Genomic DNA, 19916 nt, shown 5'->3' with positions numbered 1-19916 from the left:
GTGTCGTTCGTGGATCAGGCGTGGAAGGGCAGGCCCGCGTCGGCGGCGATCTCCAGGTCGTCGCCGTCCGGCGGCGGCAGGAGCGTGGCGGTGCCGTCGCTGACGGGGACGATGCCGAGGTCCAGGAGCTCGGCGAGGGCGGCGCTGCCGGCCATGTCGCGGACCTGGAGCTGGTAGCGGGCGGTGGTGCGGTAGGAGCCGCCGGACTCGTCGCCGGTGCGCTGGAGGAAGCCGGAGTCGGTGAGGAAGGCGACGGCCTTGCCGACGATGCCGGTGGTGGAGCCCGCGAGCCGGCGGGCGTCCTTGGTGGCGCCGGTGGCGCTGCGGCGGGCGTAGATCCGCCAGGCGGCCTCCAGGCCGGGCGCGTCGGTCTCGGGATCGGTGTTCTCGCCCTGCTGCTCGGCGCGCTCCTCCAGTCGGCGGCACGCCTGGCGCACGAAGGCGTCGACGCCGTTGACGGTGAGCCGGCCGATGTAGCCGTCGTCGGCGAGGTCCTCGGGGCGGGGGAAGGCCATGGCGGCGACGGCGAGGTGGGCGAGGCCGTGCAGGAACCGGTCGGCGGAGTCGGTGGAGGCACGGCGGGCGTAGTCGCCCATGCGGACGGCGAAGACGGAGTCCTCGCCGGCGGTGACGGCCATGCCGGCGCGCGGGGAGACCTCCAGGACGACGAGGCCGAGGCCGGTGGCGACGGCGTCGGCGAGGCGCGCGAAGGCGGGGTCCTCGCGGTAGCGGCGGAGCAGCTCGGCGTACTCGGCGTCACGGGCGGGCAGCAGTTTGGGCTGCAGCCCGAAGGAGACGAGCCGGGCGGCGTCGGCCGCGTCGGCGGGCGTCACCGCGGCGGTCGCGGTGGGGGTCTGGGGGGCCTCCGGCTCGCTCCACGCGTCGGTGTGCTCGACGTGGTGTTCGCTCACGGCTGGGGCTCCTCGGGACGGTGGGTGGGTTCGGGCAGGGGAAGGCGTACGGGCGTGACGGCGACGGGCGGGGGCGCGGCCACCGGCTCCGCGGGGGCCTCCTCCCCGCGCGGCAGCGGCACCGCCCGCACGAACGGCCGCGCCACCGGCGCGCTCGCGTCCCCCACGACGACGGCCGCGACCCGCGGTCCGTCCCCGCCCGGCTCCGACCGCTTCTCCACGGGCCGCTCCACGGCGACGCGCGTCACCCGGAGGGCCGGCACGGGGACCTCGGGGCCGGACGCCCCGGGCGGGGTGCGCTCCCCGTACGGCGGTGCGTCGGGCCGCGGAGAGTGCTCGGGGAGCATGCCGGGGGGCCCGGCCTGCGGGGCGACGGGGGTGGCGGCGGACGCCGGTGCGACGGGGGAGGTCGCCGGGGCGCCGGAGTCCGCCGGCGCGGCAGCGGCTGCCGCAACGGTCGAGGCGGCGGCGGGGGAGGCCGCCGGGTCGGCAGCAGCCTCCGCAGCGGTCGAGGCGGGCTCCGGCGTGGCGGCCGGAGGCGCGGCCTCCGGTGCGGTCGAGGGCACCCGCTCGGTCGCGGCCACGCGCGCGGCGGGCGAATGGCGCACCCCGACCGCGGGCGGCGTGGGCGTCGCGGGCGTGCCGGCGGTGGGGTCGGTCGGGTCCGGGGTGGTCACGTGGCCTCCGTGCGGTCGGCCGCCATGCCCGCGGCGTCGAGGAGGGCCGTCCCCACGATGAGGTCGGCGCCGCCGAATTCGGGGTCGTCGAGGGGGGTGCCGTCGTCGACGGCGAAGAGGAGGCGTTCCTCGCCCTGGCGGTAGGCCGTGCCGACCGGGGGGCTGGCGGCGTGGACGGCGAGGAGGGCGACCAGGTACGGGAGGTCGGGGTCGAGGCGGCGGGCGTCGGCGAGGAGGCCGGAGAGGCGGCGCGGGGCGTCGTGCTCCAGGTCGAGGAGCTCCATGGCGTTCGCCAGCTGCTCCTCGCTGAAGCGGCTGTCGTCGGGAGTGGCGATCAGGTCCGGCTCGGGCATCTCGGCGCCCAGGTGCTGGCGCTCCACCGGCGGGGTGAGGAGGAGGTCGACGAGGTCGCCGACGCGGACGGAGGCGGGCGTGCGCAGCCCGGTGCCGTGGGCGAAGAAGGCGTCGGTGACCTTGATGGCCTGCTCCACGGGCAGTGGCAGGACCGGGGCGATCAGCTGCCCGTACAGGTCGAGGCCCGTGTACGCGGTGGGCGCGGCGAAGGCCTGGCGGTCCTGTTCGGCGCGGAAGAGGGGGCCGGCCTCCAGGAGGCGGGACTGGAGCTGGGTGTGCCGCCGGATGCAGTCCTTGACGATGTCGACGAGCTCGGCGGCGCGGCGCTTGTGCTCCTGGTCCTCCGCCTCGTCGCGGGCCTTGCGGATGTTGGTGAGGATCGCGTTCTCGTGGCGGTAGCGGTCGGCGACGTGGTCGAGCGCCTCGGCGATCATGTCGGGGACGGCGTTGAGCCAGTCGACGGCGCGGACGTTGCGCCGGGTGGCCTCCAGGGTCTTGCGGAGGGTCTCCGCGTACTGCACGGTCCGGTAACGGGCCTGCTCCGCGGCGAGCTGGGCGTCGGCGAGGCGGCCCCGGTTGATGAGGACCTCCAGCTTCACCTCGGCGGCGATCTGGGCGCTGGTGACGTCCGTGTCGAGGGCGCCGACGAGGACGTTGACCGCTTCGTCCGTCGTACGCAGGTACACGCCGCCGCCGTAGCCGGGGACCTCTTCGATGAGTTTGAAGTCGTAGTCGCGACGGACGTAGACGCCGTCCGCGCCGAACGTCCCGTACACGGCGCGGAAGCCGCGGTCGACGCTGCCGACGTTGATCAGGTTCTCCAGGACCCAGCGGGCGACCCGCTCGTGCTCGGCGGCGGGGCGCTCGGGGGCCTGGGCGGCGACGCGGGGCAGCAGCCGGGCGATTATCTGCTCGCTGTCGGCTCCGGTGTCGAAGTCCATGTTGAGCGTGACGAGGTCGATCGCGGCGAGGGCGATCTCGGCCATCGCGTAGACCGAGTACTCACCGGCCAGGTTCGCCTTGCGCGCGTCCAGGTCGTGCAGGGGCGCGGTGCACGCGAGCGCGCGGAGCCGCCGCGCGAGCCCTTCGTCGGCGGCCGGGCCCTGCGCGGGGCGCGGCCCCGCGCTGAGCTGGGGCGGAGCGAGGTCCGTCGAGGCAGGCGAAGTCACGGTGCACAGAGTAGGTCCTCGAACTGACAACGGTCGAAACGGCGCTTATGCGACCGCGACCACGGCCACAGCCGCAGCCACAGCCACAGCCACGGCTACGGCCACAGGCGGGACCCGCCGGGGCGAGCGCGCCCCGTCACCCGTCGCCCGGTGCGCGGGACCCGTCCCGGCGCGGGCTCCCCGCTCCGCGGGGCCCGTGCCCGCGTGGGCTCAACCCTCCGGCTCGTCGACGGCCTTCGCGTACGCGTCGGCGACACGGGTGCGGGAGTCGTCCAGGTAGCGGGTGAGGAGCTGCTCGGCACGGTCCCGGTCTCCGGACCGCAGGGCGTCCAGGATCTCCCGGTTTCGTATGAGATAGGGCTCGTGGAGTCCGCGCGGGTCGTCCACCATGTGGAAGGCCAGACGGAGTTCGGCGAGCACACCGCGCATGAGTTCGTCGGTGCGGGCGCTGCCCGCCAGGGCGACGAGCTCGCGGTGGAAGTGGATGTTGGCGGTGGAGACGCCCTTCCAGTCCTCGGCCCGTGCCGCCCGCTCGCCCTCCGCGACCGCGGCGGCGAGGCCGTCGACGGGGAACGGCGGCTCTGCGAGCCCGCGCACGACGGCGCACTCGACGAGCCGGCGGGTGCGGTAGATGTCGGCGACGTCCTCGACGGCGAGGACCCGGACGAAGACGCCCCGGTTGAGCCGGTGGACGAGCAGCCGTTCGTGGGTGAGCAGCCGGAAGGCTTCGCGCAGGGTGTTGCGGGACACCCCGAGGGCGCCGCCGATGCTCTCCTCGGACAGGCGGGTGCCGGGCGGGAAGAAGCCCTCGGCGATCCGGGTGCGCAGGATGTCGGCGACTCGCTCCGCCGTGCTCGTGCGTCCCAGCAGGGCGCGGTCGTCGGCCAGTTCGCCGAATCCGTCCATGGTGCTGCGTTCCCTCCGTCGTCCGCGGCGAGTCAATCGCAGGAACCGTCGCGGAGACAAGAACGAGCCGACACGTCCCTTGTCGGATCGTTCAACAATCCCTACATTGAACGACACCGCACCGCTCCTCACTCCTCCTCCCTCTGCGAGGTGCAGATGAGCACGACCAGGACCCGGCAGCAGGCCCGCGACGAACGGCCCGACGACACCGGCGCGTTCGCATGGCTGCGCGCTCTCGGACCGCGCGGCAGGCGCGCGTTCGGCGGCGCCTTCGGCGGTTACGCCCTCGATTCGTACGACTTCTTCACCCTGCCGCTGTCGATGGTGGCGATCGCCGCCTACTTCAACCTCGACAAGGGACAGACCGGCCTGCTCACCACCGTCACCCTGGTGGTCTCGGCCGTCGGCGGCGCGCTCGCCGGCATCCTCGCCGACCGGATCGGACGGGTGCGGGCGCTGATGATCACGGTCGCCACCTACGCCCTCTTCACCGTCCTGTGCGGCTTCGCGCCGAACTACGAGACGCTGATGGTCTTCCGCGCCCTGCAGGGCCTCGGTTTCGGCGGCGAGTGGGCGGTCGGCGCGATCCTGGTCGCCGAGTACGCCTCCGCGCGGCACCGGGGCCGTACGCTCGGCGGCATCCAGAGCGCGTGGGCGGCCGGCTGGGCCCTCGCCGTGATCGTCTACACGCTGGTCTTCCAGTTCGTCGACGCCGACACCGCCTGGCGGGTCATGTTCTGGACCGGCGCCCTGCCCGCCCTGCTCATCGTCTACGTGCGCCGCAACGTCGAGGACGCCCCGCACGCGGCCGAGGTGCGCCGCGCGAGCGCCGACCGCGGCTCGTTCACCGCCGTCTTCAAGAGGCCGCTGCTCGGCACCACCCTCTTCGCGGTGCTGCTCTCGACCGGTGTGCAGGGCGGCTACTACACGCTCGCCACCTGGGTGCCCACCTTCCTGAAGACCGAGCGCGGACTGACGGTCGTCGGCACCGGCGGCTACCTGACCTTCCTGATCTCCGGGGCCTTCATCGGCTACCTCACGGGCGGCTACCTCACCGACCGGCTCGGCCGGAAGAACAACATCGCGCTCTTCGCCGTCCTCTCCGCGCTCGCCGTTCTCGCCTACACCCACATCCCGGCGGGGGCGAACGACCTGCTCCTGGTCCTCGGCTTCCCGCTCGGCTTCTGCATGTCGGCCATCTTCAGCGGCTTCGGCTCCTTCCTGGCCGAGCTCTACCCGACGGCCGTCCGCGGCACCGGTCAGGGCCTCACCTACAACACCGGCCGCGCGGTCGGTGCGCTCTTCCCCACCCTGGTCGGCTTCCTCGCCGACAGCTGGGGCGTCGGAGGCGCCCTGGTGTTCGGCGCCGTCGGCTACGGAATCGCCGTCCTCGCCCTGCTCGGCCTGCCGGAGACCCGCGGGAGGGAACTCGTATGAGCCGCCCCGCGGCCCACCCCGCCCGCGTCAGCGTCCCACGTGCCGCACGCGCGCGTGCCCGCGCGGGAGCGACGGGCCCCACCGCCGACCGGGCCTCCCCGGACCCCGATCCGCGCACCGGCATCCCGGACGCCGATCCGCGCACCGACCTCCCGGGCGGCATCGTGCGCTGAATCGTGCTCTTCTGCACGGAAGGAAAGGAAACCTCTCATGACCCCGGTCTCGATCGACCTCAACGCCGATCTCGGCGAGGGCTTCGGCCGCTGGACGCTGACCGACGACGAGCAGCTGCTCTCGGTGGTCACGAGCGCCAACGTGGCCTGCGGCTTCCACGCCGGGGACGCGGTGACCATGCGGCGCGTCTGCGAGCTGGCGGCGGAGCGCGGGGTACGGATCGGGGCCCAGGTCTCCTACCGCGACCTGGCCGGGTTCGGCCGGCGTGCCATGGACGTGCCGCCGGCCGAGCTGGCGGCGGAGGTCGCGTACCAGATCGGCGCACTGGAGGTGTTCGCCCGTGCGGCCGGTTCCCGGGTGGCGTACGTCAAGCCGCACGGCGCGCTCTACAACCGGGTGGTGCGTGACGAGGAACAGGCGGCCGCCGTCGTCGAAGGGGTGCTCCTCGCCTCGGGCCGTTCGTCCGAGGACGGATCAGCCGATCGCGGACCGGCCGGTCGTCGGCCGTCCGCTCACGAGCCGGCGGCTCACGAGCCGGCCGGTCACAAGCCGTCTGCTCACGAGCCGTCCGGTCAGGGGCTGCCCGTCCTCGGGCTGCCCGGGTCACGGCTGCACGAGGCCGCCGTGCGGGCCGGGCTGCCCGTCGTCGGCGAGGCGTTCGGCGACCGCGCCTACCGGGCCGACGGCACCCTGCTGCCACGGGGGCAGGAGGGCGCCGTGGTGACCGATCCGGCGGAGGTGGTGGAGAGGTCGCTGTCCATCGCCCGGTTCGGCGCGGTCACCGCGCACGACGGGCGCTCGGTCGCCGTGCGGGCCCGCTCGTTGTGCCTGCACGGCGACACGCCGGGGGCCGTGGAGCTGGCCCGGCGGGTGCGGGCGCGGCTGGAGTCGGAGGGAGTCCGGGTGGAGGCCTTCGCATGAGGGCCCGCGAGGTGTTCCGGGTCGGCGAGCGGGGGCTGCTGGTCGAGCTGGTGAGCGGCGAGGCGACGGAGGCGTTCCACGCCGAGCTGCTGCGCCGGCGGGAGGCGGGCACGCTGCCCGCCGTGCGGGAGATCGTTCCGGCGGCGCGGACGGTGCTCCTGGAGGGGGTGGCGGCTCCCGACCGGCTCGCGGCCGAGCTGCGCTCCTGGGACGTTCCCGTGCTGCACGCGCGCGTGGCGGCGTCCGTGGAGGTCCCGGTGCGCTACGACGGGCCCGACCTCGCCGACGTGGCCGAGCTGTGGGGGGTGTCGGTGGAGGCGGCGGTGCGGATCCACTCGGAGACCCGGTTCCGGGTCGCCTTCTGCGGGTTCGCGCCGGGCTTCGGCTACCTCACGGGGCTCGGCAGCCGTTACGAGGTGCCGCGGCGCGCCACCCCGCGCACCGCCGTCCCGGCCGGCTCGGTCGCGCTCGCGGGGCCGTACACGGGGGTGTACCCGCGTTCATCGCCCGGCGGGTGGCAGTTGATCGGCACGACGGACGCGGTGCTGTGGGACCCGGCCCGCGAGCCGGCCGCGCTGCTCTCCCCCGGCACCCTGGTGCGTTTCACGGTGGCGGGCCGATGACCGACCGTGCCCTGACGGTCGTACGGGCCGGGGCGCTGACCACCGTGCAGGACCTGGGGCGCCCCGGGTACGCGCACCTGGGCGTGCCGTGCTCCGGCGCGCTCGATCCGGAGGCGGTGCGGCTCGTCAACCGGCTGCTCGGCAACGAGGAGGGCGCGGCCGTCCTGGAGACCACGCTCACCGGGTGCGCGGTGCGGACGCGCTGCGCGGTGACCGCCGTCGTGGGCGGGGCACCCTGCCCGGTGACCGTGGACGGGCGGCCCGCCGCCTGGGGCACGCCCGTACGGCTCGCGCCCGGACAGGTCCTGGAGGTGGGCGCGGCGGTGCGCGGGCTGCGCTCGTACGTGGGGTTCGACGGCGGGGTGGCCGTCGCCCCGGTGCTCGGCAGCCGCTCCACCGACCTGCTGTCCGGGCTCGGCCCGGCGCCGCTGGCGGACGGGACGGCGCTGCCGCTGGGGGCGGCCACGGCCGTACGGGGGCCGGTCGACGCCGCCCCGTGGCCGGGCCCGCCGGACGAGCTCGTCCTGCGGGTCCGGCTCGGGCCCCGTGACGGCTGGTTCACGCCCGCCGCGCTGAGAACGCTCGCCACGCGCGCGTGGCGGGTGTCGTCGGCGAGCAACCGCATCGGGCTGCGCACGCGGGGCCCGGCCCTGGAGCGGGCCGTCGAGGGTGAACTGCCCAGCGAGGGCATGCCGCTGGGCGCGGTGCAGGTGCCGCCGGACGGCCGTCCGGTGGTGTTCCTCGCCGATCACCCGACGACGGGCGGCTATCCGGTGGTGGCGGTGGTACGGGAGGCCGATCTGGCGCGGGCGGCGCAGGCGGTGCCGGGGACGGTGGTGCGCTTCGTGCCCTACCGCTGACCCCGGCACCCGGCCGACACCCCCAGGAGGCGTACCCCGGGAGGCGTACCGTCGGGCCGGGCTTCTCCGGTGCGGGCCGCGAACAGCCGGGCGGCGGCGGTGGTACGGGAGGCCGATCTGGCGCGGGCGGCACAGGCGGTGCCGGGGACCGTGGTGCGCTTCGTGCCCTACCGCTGACCCCGGCACCCCGGTCGACGCCCCCAGGAGGCGTACCCCGGGCGGGGCTTCTCCGGTGCGGGCCACGAGCAGCCGGGCGGTGGCGGTGGCGGAGTGGACCCGGGGGGCCGGGGGCGCCGTCGGCGGCCGCCCCCGGCCCGGCTCCCCGCGGGAGCGGGGCGTCAGACCTGCAGATCGAGGTCCGGCCCTATCCGGTTCCGTACGGCCGTCTGGACCTCCGCCTCCTCGGCGGGGTCGGCGGCGAGGCGGCGCAGGCGCTCGGCGACGCGGACGTCTCCGGTCTCGGCGTGGAGGGCGGCGAGCTCGCGGGTGGTCTCCTCGCAGTCCCACAGGCACTCGACGGCGAAGCCGGTCGCGAAGCCGGCGTCGGTGGCGGCGAGCGCCCGGGCGGTGCGGCCGCGGAGCTGGGAGGAGGCGGTCTCGCGGTAGATGTGGCGCAGCACGGGGGCGGCGCAGGCGATGCCGAGGCGGCCGGCGCCGTCGACGAGGGGGTAGAGGGCGGGGGCGTCGGGGCCCTGGGAACGGACCGTCTCGCGGAGGGCGCCGAGGACGAGGGGGGAGTCCTGGGTGCCGCCGCGGTGGGCGAGCGTTCCGGCGGCGGCCGAGCCGAGCGCGTCGGGGCGGTGGATCCAGCCGCGGGCGCGGTCCACGGCGGCTTCGCCGCTCATCCGCTGGTACGCGGCGACCGCGGCGTCCGCGACGGTGCGGGGGCCGTCGGCGACGGCCCGTTCGACGAGGTCGAGGACGGCGGGGTCCTGTGACTCGGCGAGGTAGTGCAGGGCGGCGCAGCGGGCGCCGTCCGGTCCGCTGCCGGCGGCGGCGAGGATCGTCTCGCGGTCCTCGGGTCCGGCGACGGCGACCAGGCAGCGGGCGGCGGGGCCGTACAGTTCGGCGCCGCGCTCGTGGCCCTCCTGGGCCCAGTCGAGGACGGCCTGGACGCTCCAGCCGGGCCGGGGTCCGGTCGGGCGGAGCTGCCGCTGCCAGCGGTCGAAGGAGCCCTGCTCGCGGGCGGCCCTGATCCGCGCGCCGACGGACTCCCTGGCGTCCTCGGCCCACAGGCGCCAGGGACGGGGCTCGAAGGCGTCGCGGACGGTGGCGGCGAGCTCGGCCTCGCCCTCGGCCGTGGCGGGGAAGCGGGCGAGGACCGGCAGGGCGAGGGCGCGCAGGCCGGCGTCGTCGTCGCGCAGCGCGAGCTCGTCCAGGGCCCAGGCCCAGTTGGTCCCCGCGGCGGCGTACCGCCGCAGGAGCACCAGGGCGTCCTGGCGGCCGTAGGAGGCCAGGTGGCCGAGGACGGAGAGCGCGAGCCCCGTCCTGGACTCCTCGGTGTCGAGGTGGTCCTCGGCACCGAAGAGGTGCGCCTCGATCTCCTCCAGACCTCCGTGGAGGTCGAGGTAGAGCCGGGCGTAGTAGAGGGAGCGGTTCTCGACCTGCCAGTCGTGGCGGGGGTCGTCGAGAACGCAGTGGTTGAGGGCCGCGAGGGCCTCGGGGCGTGGCGCGGCGAGCGCGTGGAGGGTGCCGTCGCCGCGGCCCCTCTGCAGCAGGCCGAGCAGGGTGCCGCTCGGCGCTATGACTGGATCGAACATGGAAGACGCCTCACATCAAGCTGTCGACACGACCGGGTGGAAACCGGGGTGAACCGGGTCAGGCTGTTCGCCTAGGCCGTGCGGCAACATGTCGGGCCGCCCGTTGTCGTCCTGCGCTTGCCAGTGACCATCTTCCTCTGCCTCTCGTCGGTGGCCCCCTGCGGGCCCGACGTCATGATGACCCACCCATTTCGCCACCGCGACCACATTTACGGCGCCGTCTCACCTGGGGTTCAGCCGTTGTTCACCGAGCTCCGAAGAGTTCGAGCAGTTCCGTCTTCCCGAACATGCGTGCGGTGTCCACCGCGGACGGAGTCCCCGCTTCCGGATCCGCGCCGCCGGAGAGGAGGGCCCGGACGACGGCGTCCTCGCCCTTGAAGACGGCACCGGCGAGCGGCGTCTGGCCGCGGTCGTTGGCGCGGTCGGCGTCGGCGCCCCGGGTCAGCAGGGCGGTGACCGCCTCGGCGTGGCCGTGGTAGGCGGCGAGCATGACGAGGGAGTCGCCCTTCTCGTTGGTGAGGTTCGCCGGTACGCCGGCGTCGAGATAGGCGGCCAGGGCCACCGCGTCCCCCGCCCGGGCCAGACCGAAGACCTTGGAGGCCAGTTCGACGACCTCGGGGTCCGGGGTCTCGTGCTCGCTCATCGTGTGTCCTGCCTCTCCTTGCCGTCCCGCGCACGGCGGGCGCGGCCGTACGAGTGAATCGACAGGGTACTGCCCGTCGGGCGACATGAGGCGGCGCGTCCGCGGCAAGGATCACCGCAGCTCGTGACCGGGCCGGCGCTCTACCGCAACCCGCGCGTTCCGTCACCCGGAGATGCCCCGGGCGTCCGCCGGTCAAGTGAAATCGCCAGCCATTCACCCATATGCACCTTTAATCACATAGATACTTGCTGTGAACTTGGAAGGACTCATGGTGACTGTCCCCTCAACCAGGAGAACACCTCATGATCCTGTCCATCTCAGGCGTCGTCCTGCTCGGCATCATCTGCTTCCTGTTCTTCAAGAAGGACGGACTCAAGGCCTCGCACGCGCTCGTCTGCGCGCTCTTCGGCTTCTACCTCGCGGGTACCGCGATCGCCCCCAGCATCACCGCGGGCGGCCAGAGCCTCGCCAGCCTCTTGGGCGGGATCAAGTTCTGACGCCCCTCACCTCCCCCCACCACTCCAGGAGTACGACGTGGCCCGGCGACCACTCCCCCGCATTCTGAGCAGCGGCAGCGCACAGATCGCTCGCAGCCGAGAGATCGCGCGCACGGCCGCCGACAGCGCCACCGACGTGCTCCATCCGCTGATCACCGTCTCGCGTGGTCTGCGGAAGCTGGCCGCGACCGCGCGCGCCAAGTGGGCCGCGACCCCCAAGGAACGGCGCGGTCCCACGCTGTTCCTGGTCGCGGCCTGCGTCCTGGTCGTCGCCCTCGTGCCGTACGGTCCGCTGCTCGCCCTCGTCACGGTGATGGGCGCGGCCGCCTGGCAGGGACGTGAGCGCCCGGTCGTCAAGACCGGGCCCGACGACGCCGAGATCGCCCGGCTCAAGGGCCTCTACGAGGCCCTGGTGCCCTACCTGTCGCTGCCCGAGGACCCCGAGCCGCTCTTCGCCCACGGCGGCGACTGGAGCGCCGCCTTCGGGGACTACGCCTTCGACGAGGACGGCCGCCTCACCCGGCTGCGGATCTCCTACCCCCCGTACTTCACCGACGGCGAGCCGGCCGCCCGGGCCCGCATCGAGCACCTGCTGCACGCCAAGTCCGGGCGCGGCCGCGAGTACCTGTTCGACTGGGACGAGGAGGGCAACCGGCTGACCATGCACGTGCTGCCCGCGCTGCCCACCACCATCGCCGCCCAGCGCTTCGTGACGGTGCCCGGCGAGACCGTGCTCGGCTTCACCGACGCCGACGCGGTGCAGCGCACCGTGCCCGTACGGGCCCCCGACGGCACCGAGGACGCCCCGGCCGTCGTGTGGCGCACCGGCCCCCGCTCCACCGAGCCGCACCTGCTCGCCGTCGGCCAGCCCGGCAGCGGCACCACGTCGCTGCTGCGCTCGATCGCCCTCCAGGCCCTGCCCCACGGCGACGTGCTGATCGTCGAGGGCAGCGGCACCGGCGAGTACGCCTGCCTGGTCGGCCGGGACGGCGTCCTCGCCGTGGAGTGCGGCCTCTCCGGCGCGCTCACCAGCCTCGAATGGGCCGCGCACGAGACCGAGCGGCGGCTGATCGCCGCCAACCGCGCCCGCCAGGCGGGCCGCCCCGCGCCCGAGGACACCCGGCGCCCGCTGTGGATCCTGCTCGACCGGCCGAGCGTCCTCGGCCACCTCGCCGCCGCCGACGGCCGCCCCGACCCGCAGGACCTGCTCCAGGTGCCGCTGCGGCACGGCCGGGCGGCCCAGGTCACGGTCGTCGTGGCCGAGCAGTTCGACAGCGTCGACACGCTGGGCGAGACCGTACGCGGCCACACGCGCGCGCGTGTCGTGCTCGGCCCGGCATCGCGCGAGCAGATCGCGGCGGTGCTCGGCGCCGAACCGCACACCACCCCGGTCCCCGACGTGCCGCCGGGCCGCGGCTACGCCCGCCTCGGCACCGGCCCGGTGCTGCGCCTCCAGGTGCCGGCCACCCCCGACCCGTACGACGACGCGACCAGCGAGGCGCACCGCCGGGCGGTCCTGGAGCTCCTGCCGGAGCGCGGGACGGCGGTCGTCCCCGCGGCCGGGACGGCCCCGGAGCCGGCATCCGAACCGGACCTGGACGCCGACACGGCCCCGACCCACCGCAGGGAACCGGCTCCCGCCCACCGCACGGAGCCGGCCGCGACGCCGCTGCCCTCCCCCGTCGCCGCGGAGGGCTGAACACCGGTACGACGAGAGGGCGGCCGCACCCCCGGGGGTGCGGCCGCCCTCTCGTCGTACCCGCGTCGGCGCGCGGTCGCTACGCCACGAAGGACCGCGGTCCTTCGACGCCCCCGCCCGCGCCGGACTCCACCAGGCGGGCCGCGGCGGCGAGGCGGACGGCGGCCTCCTCGGCGACCGGGCCGCCGACCGTGAAGGGCAGCCGGACGTAGCCCTCGAAGGCGCCGTCCACCCCGAAGCGCGGGCCCGAGGGGACCCGGACGCCGACCCGCTCGCCGACCTCGGCGATGCGGGAGCCGGAGAGGCCGCCGGTGCGCACCCACAGGGTCAGACCGCCGCGCGGAACCTCGAACTCCCAGTCGGGCAGCTCCCTGCGGACCGCGGTGACCAGGGCGTCGCGGTTCTCCCGGGCCTGGGCGCGGCGCAGCGCGACGGCCTCCTCCCAGCCGCCGGTGCGCATCAGCCAGTTGACGCCGAGCTGCTCCAGGACGGGGGTGCCGAGGTCGGCGTAGGCGCGGGCGGCGACCAGGGAGCGGATGACGTCGGGCGAGGCGCGCACCCAGCCGATCCGCATGCCCGCCCAGAACGCCTTGCTGGCCGAGCCGACGGTGATGACCGTGGCGCCGGCCGGGTCGAAGGCGCAGACCCGCCGGGGCATCTCCAGGTCCTCGTCGAGGAACAGCTCGGTCATCGTCTCGTCGACCACCAGGACCGTCCCGGCCGACCGGGCCGCCTCCACCAGCTGCCGGCGCTGGTCCTCGTCGGCGAGGGCACCGGTGGGGTTGTGGAAGTCGGCGACGACGTACGCGAGGCGGGGGGCCGCGTCGCGCAGCACCTGGCGCCAGCGGGCCACGTCCCAGCCCCGCAGGCCCTCGGCCATGGCGACGGGCACGAGCCGGGCACCGGCCTCGCGCATGAGCTGGAGGATGTTGGCGTACGAGGGGGACTCGACGGCGATCCGCTCGCCGCGGCCCGCGAAGAGGTGGCAGATGGCGTCGATGGCGCCCATGGCACCGGTGGTGACCATGATCTGCTCGGGCATGGTGGGGATGCCACGCTCGGTGTAGCGGTCGGCGAGCATCTGCCGCAGCGCGGGCAGTCCGGCCGGGTAGTCGCCGTGCGTGTGGGCGTACGGCGGCAGCTCCTCCAGGGCCCCCTGGATGCCGCGGGTGAGCCAGGGCTCGGGCGCCGGCAGCGCCGCGCAGCCGAGGTCGATCATGGAGCCGAGCGACTCCGGGGGCAGCGGTTCGAGGCCGCGGGCGGGCAGCGGGTTGCCGGCCGGGACGGCGGTCCAGCTGCCGGCGCCGCGCCGCGACTCCAGGAAGCCCTCCGCGCGCAGCGCCTCGTAGGCCGCGGCGACGGTGGTCCGGCTGACCGTGAGGGCGAGGGCCAGTTCGCGTTCGGCGGGCAGCCGTGCGGCGACCGGGACGCGGCCCTCCAGGACCAGCAGGCGGATGCCGTCGGCGAGGGCGCGGTAGGCGGGCGGCTTGCGGGCGCCGGGCACGGCGGGGCGCGGCTGCTGCGCCTTGAGCTGACGGGCGAGCTGGGCCGGCCCCACGGCCGAAGTCCACTGGGCCATGGAAATCAGTCCACCTTCCGCGAATTGGCCATGGTTGGCATGTCGTCCCCCGCCACAGAGTGGCATGAACCAGTCCACCGACACCAGCCAAGGCCGGTCCACCCGACCGGCCGTCCCCAGGGAGGCACTCCTTTGTCCATCGCCTCCGGCCTCCGCGGCCGGCACCTGACGCGCCGGCTCGTCCAGCTCTACGCCGGCTCGCGCTGTACGGCATCAGCTCGGCGCTCCTGGTGCGCGGCGGGCTCGGTCTCGAGCCCTGGGGCGTGCTGCACCAGGGCCTCGCCGAGCGGACGGGGCTGAGCATCGGCGTCGTCTCGATCGTCGTCGGGGCGGTCGTGCTCCTGCTGTGGATCCCGATCCGGCAGAAGCCGGGCCTGGGCACCGTCTCCAACGTCTTCGTCATCGGTCTCGCGATGGACGGCACCCTGGCCCTGGTGCCGGACACCACCGGACTGCCGGCCGGGATCGCGCTGATGGCGGCCGGCATCGTGCTCAACGGCATGGCCACGGGCCTCTACATCGCGGCCCGCTTCGGCCCCGGTCCGCGCGACGGCCTGATGACGGGCCTGCACCGGCTGACGGGCCGGTCGATCCGGCTGGTCCGCACGGCGATCGAGGTGGCGGTCGTGGCCACGGGCTTCGTGCTCGGCGGCTCGGTGGGGGCGGGAACCGTCCTGTACGCGCTGTCGATCGGTCCGCTGGCGCAGTTCTTCCTGCGGTGGTTCGCCGTCCCGGACGCCCCGGCCGGCTCCGGCACAGCGGCAGGCTCCGGCACCGCGGCAGGCTCTGGCCGCCGGGCCGTCACGGACGGCCCGGAGCAGGATCGTGGATCCAATATCCAGGATCCTGGATCCGATCCGGTCGCTCCCGCGTCACCCCGGCAGGCCATACTGCGGCGGTGACTCGCGTACCCCACCGCCACCCCTACCTCGACCACCCGGCCCCCATCCCCTTCGCCCACCGCGGCGGCACGGCGGACGGCCTGGAGAACACGGCGGCCGCCTTCCGGCGGGCCGCCGCCGCCGGTTACCGCTATTTCGAGACGGACGTGCACACGACCGCGGACGGGGTCCTCGTCGCCTTCCACGACGCGACCCTGGACCGGGTCACCGACACCGGGGGCCGGATCCGGACCTGCCGTGGGCGGCCGTCCGGGAGGCGCGGGTGGCCGGCAAGGAGCCGCTGCCGCTGTTCGCGGACCTCCTGGCGGAGTTTCCGGACGCCCGCTGGAACGTGGACCTGAAGACCGAGTCGGCCCTCGTCCCGCTGCTCGACACGATCCGCCGGGCCGGCGCCTGGGACCGCGTGTGCGTGAGCTCCTTCACCGAGGCCCGGGTGGCGCGGGCACAGAAGCTGGCCGGCGAGCGCCTCGCCACCTCGTACGGCGTGAAGGGCGTGGTGGGGCTGCGGCTGCGCTCGCTGGGCGTCCCGGCGCCGCTGCGCGCGGGCGCGGTCGCCGCCCAGGTCCCGGAGCGCCAGGCCGGCGTCCCCGTCGTCGACCGGCGCTTCGTGCGCGAGGCGCACGCGCGCGGACTCCAGGTGCACGTGTGGACCGTGAACGATCCGGCGCGGATGAACGCCCTCCTCGACCTCGGCGTGGATGGCATCATGACCGATCATCTGGAGACGCTGCGCGAGGTGCTCACCGACCGGGGGCTGTGGGTCTGAGGTCCCGGGCCCAGCGCGCGTCCCGTCGACGGGGACGAACGAGGGGGCGCGGACGTGACGGCCGACACCACCGACCCGGAGGGGCGGACCGCCGACCCCGCCGGGCGCAGACGCGAGCAGCGCGGCTGGTACTTCTACGACTTCGCGTGCTCGGTGTACTCCACGAGCGTCCTGACCGTGTTCCTGGGGCCGTATCTGACCTCGGTGGCCAAGGCGGCGGCCGACCCCGAGGGGTTCGTGCACCCGCTGGGCATTCCGGTCCGGGCGGGGTCGCTCTTCGCCTACTCCGTCTCGGCCTCGCTGGTGGTGGCGGTGCTCGCCATGCCGCTGGCCGGGGCGGCGGCCGACCGGACGGGCCGCAAGAAGCCGCTGCTCGGGGTGGCGGCGTATCTGGGCGCGGCCGCGACGACGGGGATGTTCTTCCTGGAGGGCCAGCGCTACCTCCTCGGGGCGTTCCTGCTGATCGTGGCGAACGCCTCCTTCGCGGTGGCGATGGCGCTGTACAACGCCTACCTGCCGCAGATCGCGGAGCCGGACGAGCGGGACGCGGTCTCGTCGCGCGGCTGGGCGTTCGGCTACTCCTCGGGGGCGCTGGTCCTGGTCCTGAACCTGGTGCTGTACTCCGGGCACGAGTCCTTCGGGCTCGCGGAGGGCACGGCGGTGCGGATCTGCCTGGCGTCGGCGGGGCTGTGGTGGGGCGTGTTCGCGCTCGTGCCGTTGCGGCGGCTGCGGGACCGCCCGGCCGTGACGGCCGCCGGGGAGGGCCGGACCGGCGACGGGGAGAACGGCGACGCGGAGGCCGGCGGGGAGGGTGCCGTCGGCGGCTGGCGGCAGCTGGTGGCGACGCTCAAGGACATGCGCCGGCATCCGCTGACGCTGTCGTTCCTGCTCGCGTACCTGGTCTACAACGACGGCGTGCAGACGGTGATCTCGCAGGCGTCGATCTACGGGTCCGAGGAGCTGGGCCTGGACCAGACGACCCTGATCACGGCGGTGCTGCTGGTGCAGGTCCTCGCGGTCGCGGGGGCGCTCGGCATGGGCCGGCTGGCCCGGTCGTACGGGGCGAAGCGGACGATCCTCGGGTCGCTCGCGGTGTGGACGGCGATCCTGGCCGCGGGCTATTTCCTGCCGGCCGGCGCCCCGGTGTTCTTCTACTGCCTGGCGGCGGCGATCGGTCTGGTGCTGGGCGGCAGCCAGGCGCTGTCGCGGTCGCTGTTCTCGCATCTGGTGCCGCGCGGCAAGGAGGCGGAGTACTTCTCCGCGTACGAGATGAGCGACCGGGGGCTGAGCTGGCTGGGGCCGTTGGTGTTCGGTCTCGCGTATCAGCTGACCGGAAGCTACCGGGATGCCATCATCTCCCTGGTGATCTTCTTCGCCGCCGGTTTCGTCCTGCTCGCGAGGGTCCCGGTGCGGCGCGCGGTGGCGGCGGCGGGGAACCCCGTTCCCGACCGGATTTAGACGCGGGAGTGAAAGGGCGGTAGTGTACGCGTTTGGCCTGCCAGGCGGACCGTTACTGCGCGCTGTCTTGGTGATGGCGTTGAGTGACATCTGCTGCCAGATGTGACAAAACGGGCACTGGTGGGTACAACAAGGGGCGGCACGACGGGCGACGCATGACCCGGAACGGGAATCTTTACCGCCGACCGGACGTTGACCGGATGACGACGACAGCGACACCTGTCCTGTGGGCGACAAGCCCGGGAGGCACGATTCATGAGTGAGCGAGCTCTTCGCGGCACGCGCCTCGTGGTGACCAGCTACGAGACCGACCGCGGCATCGATCTGGCCCCGCGCCAGGCGGTGGAGTACGCATGCGAGAAGGGACATCGCTTTGAGATGCCCTTCTCGGTCGAGGCGGAGATTCCGCCGGAGTGGGAGTGCAAGATCTGCGGAAGCCAGGCGCTCCTGGTGGACGGGGACGGCCCCGAGGAGAAGAAGGGCAAGCCTGCGCGTACGCACTGGGACATGCTCATGGAGCGGCGTACCCGCGAGGAGCTGGAGGAGGTCCTGGCCGAGAGGCTGGCGGTCCTTCGGTCCGGCGCCATGAACATCGCCGTGCATCCGCGCGACAGCCGCAAGTCCGCCTGACGCGACCGTCCGCCCGCCGGACGGCAGCACGGCCCGACAGCACGAAGAGAACGAACAGACGCCGCGGGGCCCGGTACACGATCCGTGTACCGGGCCCCGCGGCGTCTGCGTACGGTACGGGGGCGGGCCCGTCGCGCCCGCCACGCGCTACGGCGTGAGGGGCGGGCGCGAGCCCCGCGGCCGCTCGGGCCCCTGCGGAGTGTCCTCACGGACGACCTCACCCTGCACGACCTTCCCGTCCGGCCGGTGAATGCGGGCCTGCTGGAAGGCGTCCTGGAGGCTTCCGTGCGGTGCGGCGCCCATCCGGCGCTCCACCGCCTTCTCCGCGTACCGCCCGACGGCCGTGCGCACCGGCGGTACGAGCAGCAGCAACCCGGCCGCGTCCGAGATCAGGCCGGGGAGCATCAGCAGCAGTCCGCCGAGCATCAGGAAGCCGTTGCGGTCCTCCGCGCCGGTCCGGTCGGCGGCGGTGGGCGCCTCGCCGCGCAGCGCCGCCTCCTGGGCGCGCTGGAAGGTGCCGGTGAGGTTGGCGAAGGCACGCCGTCCGGCCCGCTTGATGACGGTGGCACCGAGCACGGCGCCGGCGACGAGCAGCAGCAGGACGGTCAGGCCGCCCGCCGCGTCCGCCACGACGGTGAGCAGCCAGATCTCCAGGACCAGCCATGCGGCGAGGGCCAGCGGAAGGAACGTACGCGCGCGGGAGCGCTTCGGGGCGAGGGGAGGCGGTGCGCCGGTCGTCATGTCCCCCAGTGTGCCTGGCGGCCCGCAGGAACGTCATAAAGGCGGGACCAGGCACGAGGGGCGGGCGCGACCGGCGCGGAAGAGCCGGCCCGCTCGGCCCGAAAGAGCCGGCTCGGCCCGAAAGGGCCCGCTCCCCCGGCGCGGGCAGAGCCGGCGCGGCGGTGCGAGGCGACCGGCTCCCACCTCCGAGGACCCGGCCCCCTCAGTGCGAGGGCTTGCGGCCGAGCAGCTTGCCGACCTTCTGCGCGCGGGCCGTCAGACCCCAGCCGGTGACCCGCCACAGCGCCTCGACGAGGATGTCGCGGCTCATCTTGGAGTCGCCGACCTCGCGCTCCACGAAGGTGATGGGCACCTCGACCACGTGGAAGCCGGCCGCGACCGCGCGGCGGGCCAGGTCGACCTGGAAGCAGTAGCCGGCCGAGGCGACGTCGTCGAGGCCGAGGCCCTGCAGCGTCTCCTTGCGGAAGGCCCGGTAGCCGCCGGTGACGTCGCGGATCGGGACGTCGAGCATGAGGCGCGAGTAGAGGCTGCCGCCACGGGAGATGAACTCCCGGGACTTCGGCCAGTTCACGATCCGGCCGCCGGGCACCCAGCGGGAGCCGAGCACCAGGTCGGCGCCCTTGAGGGCGGTGAGCAGCCGCGGCAGTTCCTCCGGCTGGTGGGAGCCGTCGGCGTCCATCTCGACCAGGACGTCGTAGCCGTGTTCCATGCCCCAGCGGAAGCCCGCGAGGTAGGCGGCGCCGAGGCCCTCCTTGCCCTTGCGGTGCAGCACGTGGACGTGATCGTCCTCGGCGGCGAGCTCGTCGGCGAACTTCCCCGTGCCGTCGGGGCTGTTGTCGTCGGCGACGAGGACGTGCGCCTCCGGCACGGACTCCCGTACGCGCGAGACGATCGGCTTGATGTTCTCCGCCTCGTTGTACGTGGGGATGATCACCAAGGCCTTGCCGAGCGGGCCGTAACGCCTCTGGCCACCGTCGTTCACTACTGCCCCTTCGGATACATACGCGAGCCCCCACCATAGCGAGCCCCGCGCACGGGGTGCGGGATCGGGGCCCGGCGTCCTTCGGGCCGACCCGGGACCCGCTGGCTGCGGATCGACTCCAGGCCGTTGTCTACTGAACACCGGGGCCCCACCCGGGTCGCACCCTCCGCCGGCAGAACCTTCCCTCGCCCCCGAGGCGCGGGCGGCGTTCGGTGCCTGCGTGGAGG

18 protein-coding genes and 2 pseudogenes are annotated in these 19916 nt (G+C 74.4%); 11 read left to right on the top strand and 9 right to left on the bottom strand.

Annotated features, from left to right (window positions below; genetic code table 11):
* Nucleotides 1-14: 14 nt before the first annotated feature.
* The 4 genes from ABD954_RS28895 to ABD954_RS28880 form a co-directional block, all read right to left on the bottom strand.
* Nucleotides 15-911 carry a hypothetical protein gene (locus ABD954_RS28895; RefSeq protein WP_345490375.1) on the bottom strand — a complete coding sequence of 299 codons (897 nt, stop codon included), beginning with the start codon at nt 909-911 and terminating at the stop codon, nt 15-17.
* A complete protein-coding gene (locus ABD954_RS28890) occupies nt 908-1588 on the bottom strand; it encodes a hypothetical protein (protein ID WP_345490373.1) in 681 nt (226 codons plus the stop codon). The genes ABD954_RS28895 and ABD954_RS28890 overlap by 4 nt, the downstream gene beginning before the upstream one ends.
* On the bottom strand, nt 1585-3111 hold the full coding sequence (locus ABD954_RS28885; RefSeq protein ID WP_345490371.1) for a hypothetical protein: 1527 nt from the start codon (nt 3109-3111) through the stop codon (nt 1585-1587). Before ABD954_RS28885 ends, ABD954_RS28890 begins: the two co-directional genes overlap by 4 nt.
* Nucleotides 3112-3321: 210 nt before the next feature.
* On the bottom strand, nt 3322-4017 hold the full coding sequence (locus tag ABD954_RS28880; protein ID WP_345490369.1) for a GntR family transcriptional regulator: 696 nt from the start codon (nt 4015-4017) through the stop codon (nt 3322-3324).
* A gap of 156 nt (nt 4018-4173) precedes the next feature.
* Here ABD954_RS28880 and ABD954_RS28875 point away from each other — a divergent pair, with 156 nt between their 5' ends.
* Genes ABD954_RS28875 through ABD954_RS28855 form a run of 5 tightly spaced genes read left to right on the top strand, consistent with a single transcriptional unit; the run spans nt 4174 to nt 8032 of the window.
* Nucleotides 4174-5454 (top strand): MFS transporter, encoded by a 1281-nt coding sequence (locus ABD954_RS28875; protein ID WP_345490367.1) that lies wholly within the window; start codon nt 4174-4176, stop codon nt 5452-5454.
* Nucleotides 5451-5627: a hypothetical protein gene (locus ABD954_RS28870; protein ID WP_345490365.1), complete on the top strand. Its 177-nt coding sequence runs from the start codon at nt 5451-5453 to the stop codon at nt 5625-5627. Before ABD954_RS28875 ends, ABD954_RS28870 begins: the two co-directional genes overlap by 4 nt.
* 37 nt (nt 5628-5664) lie before the next feature.
* Entirely contained in the window at nt 5665-6549 is an 885-nt protein-coding gene (locus ABD954_RS28865; protein WP_345490363.1) for a LamB/YcsF family protein, read from the top strand.
* Entirely contained in the window at nt 6546-7172 is a 627-nt protein-coding gene (locus tag ABD954_RS28860; protein ID WP_345490361.1) for a 5-oxoprolinase subunit B family protein, read from the top strand. The genes ABD954_RS28865 and ABD954_RS28860 overlap by 4 nt, the downstream gene beginning before the upstream one ends.
* On the top strand, nt 7169-8032 hold the full coding sequence (locus tag ABD954_RS28855; RefSeq protein ID WP_345490359.1) for a 5-oxoprolinase subunit C family protein: 864 nt from the start codon (nt 7169-7171) through the stop codon (nt 8030-8032). The genes ABD954_RS28860 and ABD954_RS28855 overlap by 4 nt, the downstream gene beginning before the upstream one ends.
* Nucleotides 8033-8370: 338 nt before the next feature.
* Here the strand turns inward: ABD954_RS28855 and ABD954_RS28850 are convergent, their stop codons facing one another.
* Nucleotides 8371-9792 (bottom strand): HEAT repeat domain-containing protein, encoded by a 1422-nt coding sequence (locus ABD954_RS28850; RefSeq protein WP_345490357.1) that lies wholly within the window; start codon nt 9790-9792, stop codon nt 8371-8373.
* A 244-nt stretch (nt 9793-10036) separates the two neighbouring features.
* Complete coding sequence (locus tag ABD954_RS28845; protein WP_345490355.1) at nt 10037-10435, bottom strand: ankyrin repeat domain-containing protein; 399 nt, start codon at nt 10433-10435, stop codon at nt 10037-10039.
* Nucleotides 10436-10737: 302 nt separating this feature from the next.
* On the opposite strand from ABD954_RS28845, the gene ABD954_RS28840 reads away from it, so the two are divergent.
* A complete protein-coding gene (locus tag ABD954_RS28840; protein ID WP_128976945.1) occupies nt 10738-10932 on the top strand; it encodes a hypothetical protein in 195 nt (64 codons plus the stop codon).
* Nucleotides 10933-10969: 37 nt separating this feature from the next.
* Nucleotides 10970-12631 (top strand): hypothetical protein, encoded by a 1662-nt coding sequence (locus tag ABD954_RS28835; RefSeq protein ID WP_345490352.1) that lies wholly within the window; start codon nt 10970-10972, stop codon nt 12629-12631.
* A 79-nt stretch (nt 12632-12710) separates the two neighbouring features.
* On the opposite strand, the gene ABD954_RS28830 is transcribed toward ABD954_RS28835, so the two are convergent.
* Nucleotides 12711-14210 carry an SCO1417 family PLP biosynthesis transcription factor gene (locus ABD954_RS28830; RefSeq protein WP_345490350.1) on the bottom strand — a complete coding sequence of 500 codons (1500 nt, stop codon included), beginning with the start codon at nt 14208-14210 and terminating at the stop codon, nt 12711-12713.
* Between the two features lie 132 nt (nt 14211-14342).
* Between ABD954_RS28830 and yczE the strand changes: the two are divergent.
* The 4 genes and pseudogenes from yczE (at nt 14343) to ABD954_RS28810 (ending at nt 17966) form a co-directional block, all read left to right on the top strand.
* Nucleotides 14343-15112: pseudogene (gene yczE / locus ABD954_RS28825) on the top strand (membrane protein YczE).
* A pseudogene (locus ABD954_RS28820) lies at nt 15109-15878 on the top strand (glycerophosphodiester phosphodiesterase family protein). Before yczE ends, ABD954_RS28820 begins: the two co-directional pseudogenes overlap by 4 nt.
* Before the next feature lie 54 nt (nt 15879-15932).
* A complete protein-coding gene (locus ABD954_RS28815) occupies nt 15933-17336 on the top strand; it encodes an MFS transporter (protein WP_345490348.1) in 1404 nt (467 codons plus the stop codon).
* Nucleotides 17337-17591: 255 nt separating this feature from the next.
* A complete protein-coding gene (locus tag ABD954_RS28810; RefSeq protein WP_345490346.1) occupies nt 17592-17966 on the top strand; it encodes an RNA polymerase-binding protein RbpA in 375 nt (124 codons plus the stop codon).
* 147 nt (nt 17967-18113) lie between these two features.
* Here the strand turns inward: ABD954_RS28810 and fxsA are convergent, their stop codons facing one another.
* Both fxsA and ABD954_RS28800 read right to left on the bottom strand, forming a co-directional pair.
* Complete coding sequence (gene fxsA, locus ABD954_RS28805; RefSeq protein ID WP_345490344.1) at nt 18114-18707, bottom strand: FxsA family membrane protein; 594 nt, start codon at nt 18705-18707, stop codon at nt 18114-18116.
* Between the two features lie 202 nt (nt 18708-18909).
* Nucleotides 18910-19689, bottom strand: coding sequence for a polyprenol monophosphomannose synthase (locus tag ABD954_RS28800; protein WP_345490342.1), 780 nt, complete (start codon nt 19687-19689; stop codon nt 18910-18912).
* Nucleotides 19690-19916: the final 227 nt, after the last annotated feature.

The sequence above is a fragment of the Streptomyces roseoviridis genome (genome assembly GCF_039535235.1).
In the GTDB taxonomy this organism is placed as follows: Bacteria; Actinomycetota; Actinomycetes; order Streptomycetales; family Streptomycetaceae; genus Streptomyces; species Streptomyces roseoviridis.
The sequence above is the reverse complement of the archived record's forward strand: the minus strand, read 5'-3'. Positions and strand labels throughout refer to the sequence as shown.